Here is a 13,854-nt window from a genome sequence, read left to right as displayed (position 1 = left end):
CGCGGCGGCCGCGGTGCGGGCGGCCGGGCGCGCCGCCGACCGGGCCGGTGCGGCGACCGTGCGGGTTGCCGGACGTGCCGCGGTTCGGGTGGCCGCACGGGCCGCCGGGGTGGCGCGCGCCGCGGTGCGGCGGGAAACGGTGGCGGCCTGCGCCTGGCGCATCAGCACCGGCGTAGTGGCCTGGGCCATGGTCTCCGCCCGCGGGGTCACGCCGAGACGGGCAAAGCTCTGGTCGAGCAGCGCCGTCATGTGCTGGTCGCGCTCCACCCAGGAGCTGCCGCCGAAGACGGCGCCCACCACGCGCTGGCCGTCGCGGCTGGCGCTGGTGACGATGTTGAAGCCGCTGGCCCGGATATAGCCGGTCTTGATGCCGTCCACGCCCTCATAGCTGGTCAGCATGCGGTTGTGGCTGCGCAGGCGCAGGCCGCGGAAGGCGGCCTCCGTGCGGCCGAAATAGTGGTAGCGGTCGGGGAAATCGAGCATCAGCCGGCGGCCCAGTGTCGCCATGTCGCGCGCCGTGGTCACCTGGTCCCAGTCCGGCAGGCCGGAGGCATTGCGGAAGGTGGTGCGCGTCATGCCGAGCGAGCGGGCGCGCTGGGTCATCATCTGGCCGAAGCGTTCCTCGTCCCCGCCCAGCAGCTCGCCGAAGGCGGCGGCCACGTCATTGGCGGACTTGGTGACCAAGGCGAGGATGCCCTGCTCCACCGTGACGCTGCCGCCGGCCGGGATGCCGAGCTTGGAGGGGGGGCGGGAGGCCGCCTCCTCCGAGATCGGCACGGCGGAGCCCAGCGAGAGCCGGCCCTCGCGCAGCGCCTCGAAGACCATGTAGAGGGTCATCATCTTGGTGAGCGAGGCCGGGTGCCGGGTCTCGTCGGCATTGGCGGCGACCAGGATATTGCCGCTGCGATGATCGACCACGATGGCGGAATAGCGCTCGCTGCCGATCTGCGCCTGCGCCGGGGCGATGGCGCCCGGTGCGATGGCGGCAAACAGGCTGGCCGCCAGGGCGACCACAGGCCTGAGCCGAAGGAACATGCAACAACACCCCCCGGGCGGCCCACCCCCCGTGCGCCGCCAGAGCCCGCAAGCTACGGAGTCAGGGGGGGCGATGTCCACGGGGGCGAAAGCAGAACAGGCTGGCGCTGCAAGCACTTGGGCGCCGCTTCTCCAGCATTTTGCAATATCGCCCCGGCGCATGAGGCGCGGCCGCATTTTCGGGAAACGGTGCGTGGTCGATCCGGGTGACAAAATATTTATGCTGCAGTGCGAAAAATCCTTGCACCTTGCGTCCGGTCTTGGCTAGAAAAGCGTCGTGCTGCACCGCAGCAAGACCGCCCCGGGGCCGGGTAGAAGGCTCCCGCACTGGCGCTGCGCGCCGGCGAGCAACCTGAAGGATCCGGAGATCATGGCAGCAGATTCCAAGGCCGAGACGAAGCGCGGCATTGCGCTGGTGGCGAACAACCAGGCCGCCGCCGCCGCCGCGACCGCCGCGCAGGCGGCGACCACCGCCAAGACCGCAATGGATGACGGCGCCGCGAAGGCCCGTGTGACGATGGAGCAGGGTATGCAGCAGATGACCAAGACCACCGAGGGCTTCTACAAGGCCGCCGAGGAGGCGGCCGAGTTCGGCCGCGGGAACCTGGAGGCGATGACCAAGGCGACGCAGATGCTGACCAGCGGCATGCAGGACCTGGGCAAGCAGTACTTCGCCATGTCCCAGGCGATCTCCGAGCACGCCATGGAATCCGCCAAGGCGCTGTCCGGCGTGAAGAGCCTGAAGGAGGCCGCCGATATCCAGGCCGCCTTCGCCAAGGCCTCCCTGGAGCGGACCCTCTCCGAGACGGCGAAGCTGCAGGAGGCCGCCTTCCGCCTGGCCGAGCAGGCCGGCGCCCCGCTGGCCGCCCGCATGACGCTGGCGGTGGAGAAGTTCTCCAAGCCGCTCGCGGCCTGATTTTCCCCGCCCCCCGGGCCTCGGCCCGGGACTTTCCTGCAGGAAGGCCCGTCCGGGCTGTCATTGCGGCCCGGAAGGGCCGGCATGGCGGCCGGGGCGGGCCTTTCTGTCTTTTGCGACCCTTCCCGGGCTTGGCCTTCGCGGAGCGGTAACCCAAATCGGCTCTTCTGCGCGGAGAAATGCGTCAAGCCCTTCCCGTGCGCCCCTGCGCTCCGATATCCTCACTCATCAGGCGCCGGGGATCTGCATCCCGGACAGGCAACCAAGGCAGGCATGAGCGACAGCGACAAGCGCCCCGGCCAGGGCAACAATGGTGCGGAGGGTCCGACCACCGGCGTGGTGGTCAAGGCGCGGCCGCGCACCCGCAAGCCCGCCATGTACAAGGTATTGATGCTGAACGACGACTACACGCCGATGGAGTTCGTCGTGCATGTGCTGGAACGCTTCTTCCAGAAGAGCCGGGAGGAAGCCACCCGGATCATGCTGCACGTCCATCGCCGCGGCGTCGGTGTCTGCGGCGTCTATACCTACGAAGTGGCGGAGACCAAGGTGACGCAGGTCATGGACCTGGCGCGCCAGAACCAGCACCCTCTGCAATGCACCATCGAAAAAGAATGAACCGCGACCCCCGCTGCCCGGCGGTTACACTTTGAAAGGGCAGGGTTCATCCCCGGTGCCACTGGCCGCGGGGTGGGGGAGCGACCACATTGAGGGCAACCCGTGCCAGGATGCCGCCCCCGGCATCCCGGCCACCCGATAGGGAGCGTCAGACCATGCTGTCCCGCAACCTCGAGCAGACGCTCCACCGCGCCCTCGGCCTCGCCAATGACCGCCGGCACGAATATGCGACGCTCGAACACCTGCTGCTGGCCCTCGCCGATGACGTGGACGCCGCCACCGTGCTGCGCGCCTGCGGCGTCGACAGCGAGAAGCTGAAGCGCGACCTCGCCGAATTCCTCGACAAGGACCTGGCCGGCCTGGTCTCCGACCGCGCCGGGGATGCCAAGCCCACCGCCGGCTTCCAGCGCGTGGTGCAGCGCGCCGCCATCCATGTGCAATCCTCCGGCCGCGACGAGGTCTCGGGCGCCAATGTGCTGGTCGCGCTCTTCTCCGAGCGCGAGAGCCATGCCGTGTACTTCCTGCAGCTGCAGGACATGACGCGCCTGGATGCGGTGAACTTCATCAGCCACGGCATCGCCAAGGCGCCCGGCCGCAGCACCACCCGACCCGTCCAGGGCAGCTCCCCGACGCCGGAGGAGCCGGCGGAGAAGGAGGAGAAGCCCGCCCGCGGCAATGCGCCGCGCGGCCAGGACGCGCTGACCAACTACTGCGTGAACCTGAACAAGAAGGCCCAGGCCGGCAAGATCGACCCGCTGATCGGCCGCGACCAGGAGATCGAGCGCACCATCCAGATCCTCTGCCGCCGCACCAAGAACAATCCGCTCTATGTGGGTGATCCGGGCGTCGGCAAGACCGCGATCGCGGAGGGCCTGGCCAAGCGGATCATCGAGGGCGATGTGCCAGAGGTGCTGGCGAAATCCACCATCTTCGCGCTGGACATGGGCAGCCTCCTCGCCGGCACCCGCTATCGCGGCGATTTCGAGGAGCGGCTGAAGGCCGTGGTGAATGAGCTGGAGCAGCAGCCCGGCTCCATCCTCTTCATCGACGAGATCCATACGGTGATCGGCGCCGGCGCCACCTCCGGCGGTGCCATGGATGCCTCGAACCTGCTGAAGCCGGCCCTCGCCCAGGGCACGCTGCGCTGCATCGGCTCCACCACCTACAAGGAATACCGGCAGCACTTCGAGAAGGACCGCGCCCTGGTCCGCCGCTTCCAGAAGATCGACGTGAACGAGCCGAACCTGGAAGACGCGGTGAAGATCCTCCAGGGCCTGAAGACCAACTACGAGAAGCACCACAAGGTGCGCTACACGCCCGAGGCCATCCGCGCCGCGGTCGAGCTCTCCGCCAAGTACATCCATGACCGGAAGCTGCCGGACAAGGCGATCGACGTGATCGACGAGGTCGGTGCCTCCCGGATGCTGCAGCCGGAGCACAAGCGCCGGAAGACGGTCACGCTGAAGGATGTCGAGGAGATCGTGGCGAAGATCGCCCGCATTCCCCCGAAATCCGTCAGCTCCGACGACAAGGAAACCCTCCGCAACCTGGAGCGCGATCTGAAGGGCATGGTCTTCGGCCAGGATAAGGCCATCGACGCGCTCTCCGCCGCCATCAAGCTGTCCCGCGCGGGCCTGCGCGATGCGGAGAAGCCGATCGGCAACTACCTGTTCAGCGGCCCCACCGGCGTCGGCAAGACTGAGGTGGCGAAGCAGTTGGCCAAGACGCTCGGCATCGAGCTGATCCGCTTCGACATGTCCGAATACATGGAGCGCCACAGCGTCTCCCGCCTCATCGGCGCGCCGCCCGGCTATGTCGGCTTCGACCAGGGCGGGCTGCTGACCGATGGCATCGATCAGCACCCGCATTGCGTGCTGCTGCTCGATGAGATCGAGAAGGCGCACCAGGACCTCTACAACATCCTGCTGCAGGTGATGGACCACGGGAAGCTGACGGACCACAACGGCAAGACCGTCGATTTCCGCAACGTCATCCTGATCATGACGACCAATGCCGGTGCCTCCGACATGGCGAAGAACTCCATCGGCTTCGGGCGCGACAAGCGCACCGGGGAGGATGAGGACGCCATCAAGCGGCTCTTCACCCCGGAATTCCGCAACCGGCTGGATGCGGTCATCGCCTTCTCCGGCCTGACGCCGGAAATCGTCGCCCGGGTGGTGGACAAGTTCGTCATGCAGCTGGAGGCGCAACTCGCCGACCGCAACGTGACCATCGAACTGTCCTCCGCCGCACGCGAATGGCTCTCCGAACGCGGCTACGACCCGCTTTATGGCGCGCGGCCGCTGGGGCGCGTGATCCAGGAAGTGGTGAAGAAGCCGCTGGCGGAGGAACTGCTCTTCGGCAAGCTGGTGAAGGGCGGATCGGTCAAGGTGGGGCTGAAGGACGGCGCGCTGGTCTTCGACTATTTCGAAGCCGCCCCGCCCGCCCTGCCGAAGCCCGAGGACAGCGGCGACGGCGAGGCCGAAAAAGAACCCGAAACCGCCGAGTAATTTTTGGGACGCTGCCGCGGTCAAGGTTGGGAAGGTGTCTCCTGGAAAGGGGGGCACCTTTCTTTTTGCGAAGGGGGATGAGGCGATGACGACGGATACGCGGATCGAGGATTGGGATGGCTACAGCGCCGGGCTGCGGGAGCGCGGCAAGGAACTCGGCACGCTGCATCCGGAGCTGATGAAGGGTTTCGGGGCGCTGAACCGCGGCGCCTCCACCACCCAGCACATCGACGCCAAGACGCGCGAATTCATCGCCCTCGCCGTGGCCGTCACCACCCGCTGCCAGGGCTGCATCGATGCCCATGTCCGCAAGGCCAAGGCCGCTGGCGCGACCAAGGCGGAGATCGCCGAGGCGCTGGGCGTCGCCATCGCGCTGAACGCCGGCGCGGCGCTGACCTATTCGCTGCATGTGCTGGATGCGATGGACGGGACCGGGCAGGGGTAGGGCGCGCTTCAGGCGCGCCAGCTTCACCAGCCTGCGCGCGCTCAAGGCGCCGCGCGGGTGGGCCTTGCACGACCTGGTCTTCGGTTCGATGGCGCGGGGCACTGCCCGGCGCGGCAGCGACGCGGACATTGCGGTTGTCGGCGCCAGCGGGGCCCAGCTTCCGGACGCCGTCCGTGCCGCCCGCGCTGCCTTGGGCCTCACCGCCGATGTGATGCCCAGGGAGGATGTGGCGGAGCCGGTTCGGCAGGAGGACCGGCGCGATGGCATCGCCCACGGAGAGGCCTTCGGACCACTCGGCCCAGGCTGAACCGCCCCCTCAGCCGCCCACCACCCGCGCCCGCACGAAATCCCGCACCTCCGCCACCACCGGCGCATCGCTCAGCCCAAGCAGTCCGGCGCCCGGCACGAAGTCGGTCATGATGCCGACATGGCCGACGCCCGGATACAGCCGCAGCCGCACCGGCCGCCCGGCGGCTTCCAGCCCGGCCGCCAGCTGGCGCGCATGCAGCGCGCCCACCACCACATCCGCCTCCCCGTGCAGCAGCAGCATCGGTGGCGCGCCGGCGAGCATGGCCGGGTCGGGCGCCGCCTCGATCCGCCCGCCGGGGGCATTCGCAAAAATGCTGGTGACGGGCTCGTAGTTCGGCTGCCAGGAAATCGGCGCGGCCAGCAGCATGGCGCCGGTCAGCGCGCCGCGCCCGCCGGGCAGGCCGGCCGCCTCCAGCCAGCGCGGGTCCAGCGCCAGGGCGGCGGCGATGAAGCCGCCGGCGGAATGGCCCATGACGAAAAGAGGCCCCCGCGGCACATCCGGCGCGCTGCGCAGCCATGCCACGGCCAGGGCCGCATCTTCGATGAAATCGGGCCAGCGCGCCTCCGGCCACAGCCGGTAGTCCGGCACCGCCACCGCCATGCCGAGCGAAGCCAGGCGCCGCCCGAGGAAGGCGTATTGCGCGCGGCTGCCCTCCTCCCAGCCGCCGCCATGGATGAAGACCACCAGCGGCGTCTCGGCCACGGGCATGGGCGGCAGGGTCAGGTCCAGGCGGTGGCGGGGCAGGGGGCCATAGCGCAGCCCCTCCCGCAGCATGGTGCCGCGCCGCGGCGTTGCGAGATTGGCGAGATCGAGGGGCGAGCAGGCCGCCAGGGCCGGCCCGGCCAGCGCCAGGCCGGCAAGCGCGCGACGGCGGATCAGCCGGAAAGCTCCTCGCCGGCCTGGATCAGCGCCCGGCACTCCTCCGCCGTCACCACCGGGTAGTGCAGGTCCAGCTGCTCCAGGGCCCGGCCGATGGCGGCGACGACGACCAGGCGGGTGAACCACTTGCGATCCGCCGGCACCACGTACCAGGGCGCCTCCGGCGTGGCGGTGGCGCGGATCGCCGCCTCATAGGCCGCCTGGTAGTCGTCCCAGTGGCGGCGTTCGGAGACGTCGCCCGCGTTGAACTTCCAGTTCTTCTCCGGCTCCTCGATGCGCTTGAGAAAGCGCTGCCGCTGTTCCTCCGGGCTGATGTTGAGGAAGAACTTCAGCACGACCGTGCCCTGCCGGCCGAGATAGCGCTCATAGGCCGCGATATCCTCCAGCCGTTCCTCCCAGATCCGCTCCGTCCGCAGCCGGGGTGGCAGCTTCTGGCCTTCCAGCACCGCCGGATGCACCCGCGCCACCAGCACCTCCTCGTACCAGGACCGGTTGTGGATGCCGATCTGGCCGCGGGAGGGCAGGGCGGTGGTGTGACGCCAGAGAAAATCGTGGTCGAGCTCGGTGGCGTTGGGCGCCTTGAAGGACACCACGTGGCAGCCCTGCGGGTTCACGCCGGAGAAGACATGCTTGATGGCGCCATCCTTCCCGGCGGCGTCCATCGCCTGGAAGATGCAGAGCACGGACCAGCGATCCTGCGCGTAGAGCATGTCCTGCTGCGCGGCCAGGTAGTCCACGCCCCGCTGCAGCAGGGCCGGCGCCTCCGACTTCTTGATGTCGAGGCCGGCCATCTCGTCCGGCTTGTGGTCCTTCAGCCGGAATTGCTCGCCGTTTTCCACCCGGAAGCGGGAGAGCACCGATTCGATCCGCTTTTCCATACCTGCGCGCTCATCCCCTCTCGGGCCGCAGCATGCCGAGGGCTGCCACAAGCTGCAGCGCCACGGTCAGGCCCAGCGCCCAGCCATAGCCCGCCGCATCCCAGCCGCCGGCCGCCGTCCGGGGCCAGAGGTCCAGGATCCAGCCGATGGCGTTCTGCAGCCCGAAGACCAGCACCAACATGGTGACGTTGATGGCGGTCGCCACCCGCCCCGCCAGCTCCGCCCCGAAGCGCTGCCCGATGGCGGCATAGCCGGCGGGCCCCGCGGAGCTGAACAGGGCGAAGAGGAACCAGATCGCGCCAAGCACCGCCAGGTTGCCGACCGGCTGCTGAATCAGCAGCAACTGCATCAGGACGATGCCGCCCATGGCCAGCCAGGGCACCAGCATCGGATGCCCGCCGCGGCGTTGCAGGAGGGAGGCCGCCTGGCCGGTGCCGACGCTGCCTGCCATCAGCCCCGCCGCATAGCACAGCAGCAGCAGCGCGCGCGGCGCCTCCGCCAGCCCCGCCACGTCGCGCAGCCAGGGGCCGGCCCAGAGCCCCTGATAGGTGAAGTTCAGCGCGGAGAGCAGCGCGACGGAGGGGCCGAAGCGCCGGAAGGCGGGGTGGCGGAAGATGCGGCCGAATTCCGCCACCTCGGCCGCCAGGCTGCGCCGCGGCGGTGGCGCAGCACCCGGCCCCCGTTCCGGCACCGAGGCCCAGATCCAGGCGGAAACAGCCAGCGACATCAGCGCCAGCAGCACGAAGATGCCGCGCCAGCCGATGGCCGGCACCAGCAGCGCCACCGGCACCGTGGCCGTGATGCTGCCGAGCGAGCCGACCAGCACGCCGAGCCCCGTCATCCCGGCGACTCGATCGCGCGGATACCACTGGGTATTCACCTTCAGCATGGCGATCAGCCCGGCCGAGATGCCGATGCCCGTCACCACCCGCCCGAAGGCGAGCCACCAGGGCCCGGCGGCCAGGGCGCAGATCAGGAAGCCGCTGGCCGCCACCAGCCCCAGCACCGTCTGCACCCGGCGCGACCCCCACAAGTCGATCGCCAGCCCCACCGGCAGCTGCGCCGCCGCATAGGCCGCGAAGAACATGGCGGCGAGCAGCCCGAGCTCGCTGGCCGAAAGCGCGAATTCCAGTGCCAGCAGGGGCCCCAGCGTCGCGATCATGGTGCGCGACGCCTGGTTGACGAAGTTCAGCCCGGCGAGGGGAAGCGTGATCCGGGCAAATTTTCGCATGCCGGCCATCCTGGCACGGCGGCGCGGATCAGGGGAGCCGCAGGCGGACACTGACCGGGCAATGGTCCGACAGCGCCTGGCGATAGCGCCGCTCCCGCTCCGCATAGACCATCACCGCCAGGCTGCGCGGCACCAGCCAATCCCGCGCCGCGCTGCCCAGCAGGATGTGGCTGATGAAGGGCCGCCCGCCGCGGCTATCCGCCCAGCAGGGGGAGGAGAGGCCCTGCGTCGCGCGGGTCAGCGGCGCGGCCTCCTCCAGGATCGCCAGGAAGTCGTCCTGCTCGCCCATGCGGCGGTTGAAGTCGCCGAGGATGGCGAAGGCCACCCCCTCCCGCTGCCGCGCCTCGGCCCATTCGGCCAGGATGCGTGCCTGGCGTTCCAGCTGCTGGCAGTCCCGGCTGGAGTCGCGGCCGAAGGACTCCTCGCGGCAGCCGGCATCCAGATGCACCGAGAGCAGCCGCAGCCGGGCGCCGCCCGGCGCCTCCACCAGGATATCGGCACCGCGGCGCAGGCTGAAGCGGGCGCGCGGGATCAGGTCCAGCGCGCGCAGATCGGGCTGCGGCGTCACGCGCAGGCCGCGGCGGATGGCGAAGCCGGGACGCTGCACATCCTCCTCATCGGTCAGGTGGATGGTCCACTGGGCGGGGTCGAAGACGCGCGCGGCGGCGGCCTCGCCATCGATTTCCTGCAGCGCCACGACATCGGCCGCCAGGCGGTTGGCATAGCCGCGCAGCAGCCGAAAATCCTCGGGCGTCCGGGCCTCGAGGTTGCGCGGCAGGGCCGGGTCGCTGGCCGGCCGCAGCGTCAGCCAGGCGATGTTCCAGGTGGCGAGTTTCAGCTCGGCCGCGGCCAGCGGCGTGGCGAGCAGCAGGAAGAGCAGGGGCAGGATGCGGCGCATGGCACGCGCTATAGCAGCAGGGATGCAGCGGTGTCCTGCGGCGCCGGGCCGGCCTCGGGCAAGGGACGGGCGCCGCAGGCTTCGAGAAAATCCGCCACCGCATCCATCTCCGCCGCATCGCGCGTGGCATCGTAGAAGGCGTCGTCGCGCCGGCTGCCTGGCGGCACCCAGATCACCGTCTCGTAGCGCGCCCGGGTCAGCAGCACGCGATAGGTGTTGCGGACAAAATCCTGGTCCTTTGCCGCGCGCTGCCAGGCGCTTCCGGCAAAACTGCGCGCCACCCAGGCATTGCCCTGCCGCAGGAAATCACCGCCCCAGGCCAGGCCCACCGTGTCCAACTCCAGCCCCTGGCAGGCATATTCAGTCGCGGCCACCTCCAGCGCATCCGAGGCGCGGATATCCGGCCAGCGTTCCAGGAACCAGGCGACCGGCTCCTCCGTGCCCATCAGCTGCGCATCGAACCCCTCTGCCCGCAGCCGCCTGGCACCGGAGGAGCGCACGAAACCGGCGCGGCGCAGGCCGGGCGTCAGCTGCCGCAGCGCGCGGCGCGCTTCAGCGAGGGAGCGGGTCAGCAGGAAGGGCAGCCCCTCCGGCGCCGCGCGCGCCACCGCGGCTGCCGCGGCCGCATCGCCGCGCAGAAGGGCATCCACCCAGAGCGCCGCCGCCTCCGACCGCACGCTGCGCAGGGAGACGGTGAGATCGAGCGCCGGATCCAGCCTCAGCCAGGGCGGGTTTCCTTCCGCCAGGCGCTGCGCCGGCTCCATGGCATCCAGCACCCGCGGCGCGGCGACAGCGCGCCAGCCGGGCGTCGCCGCGATCACCGCGCCCCATTCGCGCAGACCGGCCTCGCCGGTATTGATCTCCTGCCCATTGCCGATCAGCGCGACGATGGCGGCGAAACCCTCGTGGCGCCCCATGATCTCCAGCGCATGGGCGGGCTCGCTCATGCTGAGCGTGCTGATGCGGCGCTGCGTGTCGCGCATGGCCTGCGCCGCGTCCCAGGCGCGCTGCGCCTCGTCGAAGACGATCATGCGTTCGGCCGGCGGCACGGTTCGCGCGGCATTGTCGGCCAGGAAGCGATGCACGTTCTGCAGCGCCTGCATCGCCTCGTGCCGCGCCTGGCGCAGGCGTGGGGCCAGGCGGCGGCGTTCGGGATCGGCGCTTGGGCCGCGTGCCAGGTCGATGCCGGCGCGGTTGCAGGCCAACGCCTCCCGTAATACCGCCACCAGCGGGCTATTGCCGGTGAGGAAGGCGCTGCCGGCGCGGCGCTGTTCGCCGAAGACGACGTTCAGCCCGCAGAGCGTCTTGCCCGCGCCGGGGATGCCGGTGACGAAAACCACCACGCGTTCTCCGGCCGCCTTCGCCGCATCCAGCGCGGATCCGATGGCGGCGGTGGTGCGTGTGAGATTCGCGGCATCGGCGCGGGCCGCCGCGATCTCCGCCACGCTGTTGCGGGCGAAGAGGGTGGCCGCGGCCTCGATGATGCTGGGCACCGGACGATAGGGCGCGGTCAGCCAGGCCAGGCCATCCAGCGGCGTGGTCACCGGCAGCGCATCGCGCAGCGCGGCGAGCAGGCCGGGCAGGGTGGTGGCATTCGCCTCCGCCACCGGCAGCACGCCGGCGACGGGCAGCGGCATCTGGAAGGGTGCGGGGCTGGCGCAGTGGGTGGCCACGACGATCGGTTGGATCGGATGCCGCCGGCTGGCCGCGTGAAAATCGAAAAGGTCCTGCGCGTAGTCGGAAACCTGGGCGCGGTCGGCATTGGCGACAGCGGTGGCGCCGACCTTGAATTCCAGCACCAGAATGGCGCTGCCGGTCAGCAGCACGGCGTCGATGCGTTTTTCCAGGCGCAGCAGGTCGAATTCCAGTGCGATGGTCCAGGCCTCGCCACGGACCTCCTGCAAGCAATGCTGCAGCAGGCGCACTTGCTCACTCCAGGCGCGCAGCTGCGCCGGCTCGCCGGACAGGCGGCGCGACATCTGGCTGGCGGCCAGCGAAGCCGCCACAGCCTCTGGCGCCAGGGCCAGCAATTCAGAACCGGTGCAGGCGAACCAAGCGCGCATCCGGGCAGCCTAGACGTTTCGCCTCCGCGATGGCCAGGTGGCGAGCAGCATGCTGCCCGTCAGGAGCACGAATCCTGCCGCATGCACGGCCGAGAAGGACTCGCCCAAGAATCCCACCGCCACCAGCGCCGCCGTCGCGGGCAGAAACGCCGTGAAAATGCCCGCGATGCCGGCGGGCGCGCGCTTCATGCCCGCATACCACAGCAGCAGGCAGATGACGCTGGTGGTCAGGCTGTGGAAGACCAGCAGCCCCGCCACCGCCGGGTCCGCCAGCGCCATGGCGCTGCCCAGCACCGGCAGGCAGAAGGGCAGCAGCAGCAGCACGGAAAATCCCTGCATATACAGGCTGGCTGTCACCACCGGCACGCGGCCGGCGATGCGCTTGGCCAGCAGCACATACATCGCCTCCCCGCAGACGCCGCCGAAGACCAGCAGATTGCCCAACAGGCTGCCATGGCCATCGGCCGCCGTGCGGGCCAGGGTGATGGCGCCCATGCCGAAGGCGGCCAGCGCGACCGCCGCCCATTGCCGGGGCGGCAGCGTCTCGCGCAGCCAGACCGCGCTGCCGATGGCGATCACCGCGGGCAGGGTGGCCAGCACCATCCCGGCCTCCAGCGCCGTGGTCAGCCGCAGCCCGGCGAGCAGCCCGGCATTGTAGATCACCGTGCCGAAGGCCGCCTGCCAGGCCAGGTACCAAAGGCTGCGGCGATCCAGCCGCACGCGGCCTTCTAGGGCGCGCGCCAACGGAAACAGCACCGCCACGGCGAGGGCGCAGCGCAGCCCCGCGATCATCGGAATCGGCAGGGACGCCGCAAGCAGCTTCGCCACGCCGACATTGGCGCCGACCAGCGCCATGGACGCCGCAAGCTGCGCATAGGCGGCCAGCACGCTAGGCCTCGCCCTCCCGCTTGAAGGGCGAAAGCTCGTGCAGCGCCTCGATCTCCCCCAGCATGGCCGGGCGTTCGCGATCCAGAAAATCCGCCACCGCGGCGCGCAGACCGGGATGCTGGATCCAATGCGCGGAATAGGTCGGCACGGGCAGGTAGCCGCGCTGGATCTTGTGCTCGCCCTGGGCGCCGGCCTCGACTCGGGGCAGCTTGTGCGCGATGGCGAAGTCGATGGCGCGGTAGTAGCAGAGCTCGAAATGCAGGAAGGGCGCCTCCACCAGGCAGCCCCAGTTGCGGCCATAGAGCGCATCGCTGCCCAGCAGGTTCAGCGCGCCGGCCACCGGCTCGCCCTCCTGCTCCGCCACCATCAGCACGACCTTGTCGCCGAGTCGCTCCCCCAGCAGCGGCCAGAAGGCTTTTTTCAAATAGGCGCTGCGGCCCCACTTCTTGTCGGCGGTGGAGAGGTAGAACCGATGAAAGGCCTCCCAGTGCCGCGGCGTGATCTCGTGACCCCGCAGCGTCTTCAGCACGAAGCCTGACTGCTCCGCATCGCGTCGCTCGCGCCGGATCTGCTTGCGCTTGCGGCTGGAGAGCGCGGCCAGGAAATCATCGAAGCTCGCATAGCCGGCATTGGACCAATGGAACTGGGTGCCGATGCGCTGAAGCCAGCCGGCCTCGCCCAGCGCTTCCCACTCCGCCGGCGTGCAGAAGGTGCAGTGAACCGACGAAAGATCGAGCTGCCCGCAGGCCTGCACCAGCCCCTGCGCCAGTGCCTCCACCCCGATGCCGGAATCGGGCCGCACCAGCAGCCGCGGGCCGGGGACGGGGCTGAAGGGCGCGGCCACCTGCAGCTTCGGATAGTAGCGGCCGCCGGCACGCTCGAAGGCATCGGCCCAGCCATGGTCGAAGACATATTCGCCCTGGCTATGCGCCTTGGCATAGCAGGGCGCGCAGGCCAGCAGGCGGCCCGATCCGTCGCGCAGCGCCGCATGCTGCGGCAGCCAGCCGCTGCGCCCGCCGGTGCTGCCCGATTCCTCCAAGGCGAGGAGGAAGGCATGGCTGACGAAGGGATTCTGCGGCCCCGCGCAGGCATCCCAGTCCAGCGGCGGGATCTCCGCGATGGCGCGGTGCAGGGTCAGGCTGAGCTCGGGCATGCCGTTCAAAATTGGGCGCGCCCGGCCGGC

Annotated in this window: 13 protein-coding genes; 5 read left to right on the top strand and 8 right to left on the bottom strand. The window is 70.0% G+C overall.

Going from position 1 to position 13,854, the window contains the following annotated elements:
• Positions 1 to 1,035: D-alanyl-D-alanine carboxypeptidase family protein (locus tag ACTIF1_RS15260; RefSeq protein WP_439597289.1), on the bottom strand; the 1,035-nt coding region annotated here is incomplete at its 3' end.
• Between the two features lie 370 nt (positions 1,036 to 1,405).
• Here ACTIF1_RS15260 and ACTIF1_RS15255 point away from each other — a divergent pair.
• The 5 genes from ACTIF1_RS15255 (at position 1,406) to ACTIF1_RS15235 (ending at position 5,831) form a co-directional block, all read left to right on the top strand.
• Positions 1,406 to 1,951 (top strand): phasin family protein, encoded by a 546-nt coding sequence (locus ACTIF1_RS15255; protein ID WP_439597288.1) that lies wholly within the window; start codon positions 1,406 to 1,408, stop codon positions 1,949 to 1,951.
• A gap of 273 nt (positions 1,952 to 2,224) precedes the next feature.
• Entirely contained in the window at positions 2,225 to 2,569 is a 345-nt protein-coding gene (gene clpS, locus ACTIF1_RS15250; RefSeq protein WP_439597287.1) for an ATP-dependent Clp protease adapter ClpS, read from the top strand.
• Between the two features lie 155 nt (positions 2,570 to 2,724).
• Complete coding sequence (gene clpA / locus ACTIF1_RS15245; protein WP_439597286.1) at positions 2,725 to 5,079, top strand: ATP-dependent Clp protease ATP-binding subunit ClpA; 2,355 nt, start codon at positions 2,725 to 2,727, stop codon at positions 5,077 to 5,079.
• Between the two features lie 103 nt (positions 5,080 to 5,182).
• Positions 5,183 to 5,524: a carboxymuconolactone decarboxylase family protein gene (locus ACTIF1_RS15240; RefSeq protein WP_439597298.1), complete on the top strand. Its 342-nt coding sequence runs from the start codon at positions 5,183 to 5,185 to the stop codon at positions 5,522 to 5,524.
• Positions 5,487 to 5,831: a nucleotidyltransferase family protein gene (locus ACTIF1_RS15235; RefSeq protein WP_439597285.1), complete on the top strand. Its 345-nt coding sequence runs from the start codon at positions 5,487 to 5,489 to the stop codon at positions 5,829 to 5,831. The genes ACTIF1_RS15240 and ACTIF1_RS15235 overlap by 38 nt, the downstream gene beginning before the upstream one ends.
• 9 nt (positions 5,832 to 5,840) lie before the next feature.
• Here the strand turns inward: ACTIF1_RS15235 and ACTIF1_RS15230 are convergent, their stop codons facing one another.
• Genes ACTIF1_RS15230 through ACTIF1_RS15200 form a run of 7 tightly spaced genes read right to left on the bottom strand, consistent with a single transcriptional unit; the run spans position 5,841 to position 13,824 of the window.
• Positions 5,841 to 6,752: an alpha/beta hydrolase gene (locus ACTIF1_RS15230; protein ID WP_439597284.1), complete on the bottom strand. Its 912-nt coding sequence runs from the start codon at positions 6,750 to 6,752 to the stop codon at positions 5,841 to 5,843.
• Entirely contained in the window at positions 6,710 to 7,591 is an 882-nt protein-coding gene (locus ACTIF1_RS15225) for a polyphosphate kinase 2 family protein (RefSeq protein WP_439597283.1), read from the bottom strand. Before ACTIF1_RS15225 ends, ACTIF1_RS15230 begins: the two co-directional genes overlap by 43 nt.
• 10 nt (positions 7,592 to 7,601) lie before the next feature.
• Positions 7,602 to 8,822: an MFS transporter gene (locus ACTIF1_RS15220; RefSeq protein ID WP_439597282.1), complete on the bottom strand. Its 1,221-nt coding sequence runs from the start codon at positions 8,820 to 8,822 to the stop codon at positions 7,602 to 7,604.
• A gap of 28 nt (positions 8,823 to 8,850) precedes the next feature.
• Positions 8,851 to 9,720, bottom strand: a complete 870-nt coding sequence (locus ACTIF1_RS15215; protein ID WP_439597281.1) for an endonuclease/exonuclease/phosphatase family protein — start codon at positions 9,718 to 9,720, stop codon at positions 8,851 to 8,853.
• 8 nt (positions 9,721 to 9,728) lie between these two features.
• On the bottom strand, positions 9,729 to 11,783 hold the full coding sequence (locus ACTIF1_RS15210; RefSeq protein ID WP_439597280.1) for a DNA/RNA helicase domain-containing protein: 2,055 nt from the start codon (positions 11,781 to 11,783) through the stop codon (positions 9,729 to 9,731).
• 9 nt (positions 11,784 to 11,792) lie between these two features.
• Positions 11,793 to 12,671 carry a DMT family transporter gene (locus ACTIF1_RS15205; RefSeq protein WP_439597279.1) on the bottom strand — a complete coding sequence of 293 codons (879 nt, stop codon included), beginning with the start codon at positions 12,669 to 12,671 and terminating at the stop codon, positions 11,793 to 11,795.
• A 1-nt stretch (position 12,672) separates the two neighbouring features.
• Positions 12,673 to 13,824 carry a GNAT family N-acetyltransferase gene (locus tag ACTIF1_RS15200; RefSeq protein WP_439597278.1) on the bottom strand — a complete coding sequence of 384 codons (1,152 nt, stop codon included), beginning with the start codon at positions 13,822 to 13,824 and terminating at the stop codon, positions 12,673 to 12,675.
• Between the last annotated feature and the right edge of the window lie 30 nt (positions 13,825 to 13,854).

Origin of the sequence: Falsiroseomonas sp. (assembly GCF_051860665.1) — a bacterium.
In the GTDB taxonomy this organism is placed as follows: Bacteria; Pseudomonadota; Alphaproteobacteria; order Acetobacterales; family Acetobacteraceae; genus Falsiroseomonas.
The sequence above is the reverse complement of the archived record's forward strand: the minus strand, read 5'-3'. Positions and strand labels throughout refer to the sequence as shown.

What these genes read in the sequence shown, in the direction of transcription:
- ACTIF1_RS15255 (WP_439597288.1), top strand. Translation starts at nt 1,406, where the DNA reads ATGGCAGCAGATTCCAAGGCCGAGACGAAGCGCGGCATTGCGCTGGTG.
- clpS (WP_439597287.1), top strand. Translation starts at nt 2,225, where the DNA reads ATGAGCGACAGCGACAAGCGCCCCGGCCAGGGCAACAATGGTGCGGAG.
- clpA (WP_439597286.1), top strand. Translation starts at nt 2,725, where the DNA reads ATGCTGTCCCGCAACCTCGAGCAGACGCTCCACCGCGCCCTCGGCCTC.
- ACTIF1_RS15235 (WP_439597285.1), top strand. Translation starts at nt 5,487, where the DNA reads ATGTGCTGGATGCGATGGACGGGACCGGGCAGGGGTAGGGCGCGCTTC.
- ACTIF1_RS15225 (WP_439597283.1), bottom strand. Translation starts at nt 7,591, where the DNA reads ATGGAAAAGCGGATCGAATCGGTGCTCTCCCGCTTCCGGGTGGAAAAC.
- ACTIF1_RS15220 (WP_439597282.1), bottom strand. Translation starts at nt 8,822, where the DNA reads ATGCGAAAATTTGCCCGGATCACGCTTCCCCTCGCCGGGCTGAACTTC.
- ACTIF1_RS15215 (WP_439597281.1), bottom strand. Translation starts at nt 9,720, where the DNA reads ATGCGCCGCATCCTGCCCCTGCTCTTCCTGCTGCTCGCCACGCCGCTG.
- ACTIF1_RS15210 (WP_439597280.1), bottom strand. Translation starts at nt 11,783, where the DNA reads ATGCGCGCTTGGTTCGCCTGCACCGGTTCTGAATTGCTGGCCCTGGCG.
- ACTIF1_RS15200 (WP_439597278.1), bottom strand. Translation starts at nt 13,824, where the DNA reads ATGCCCGAGCTCAGCCTGACCCTGCACCGCGCCATCGCGGAGATCCCG.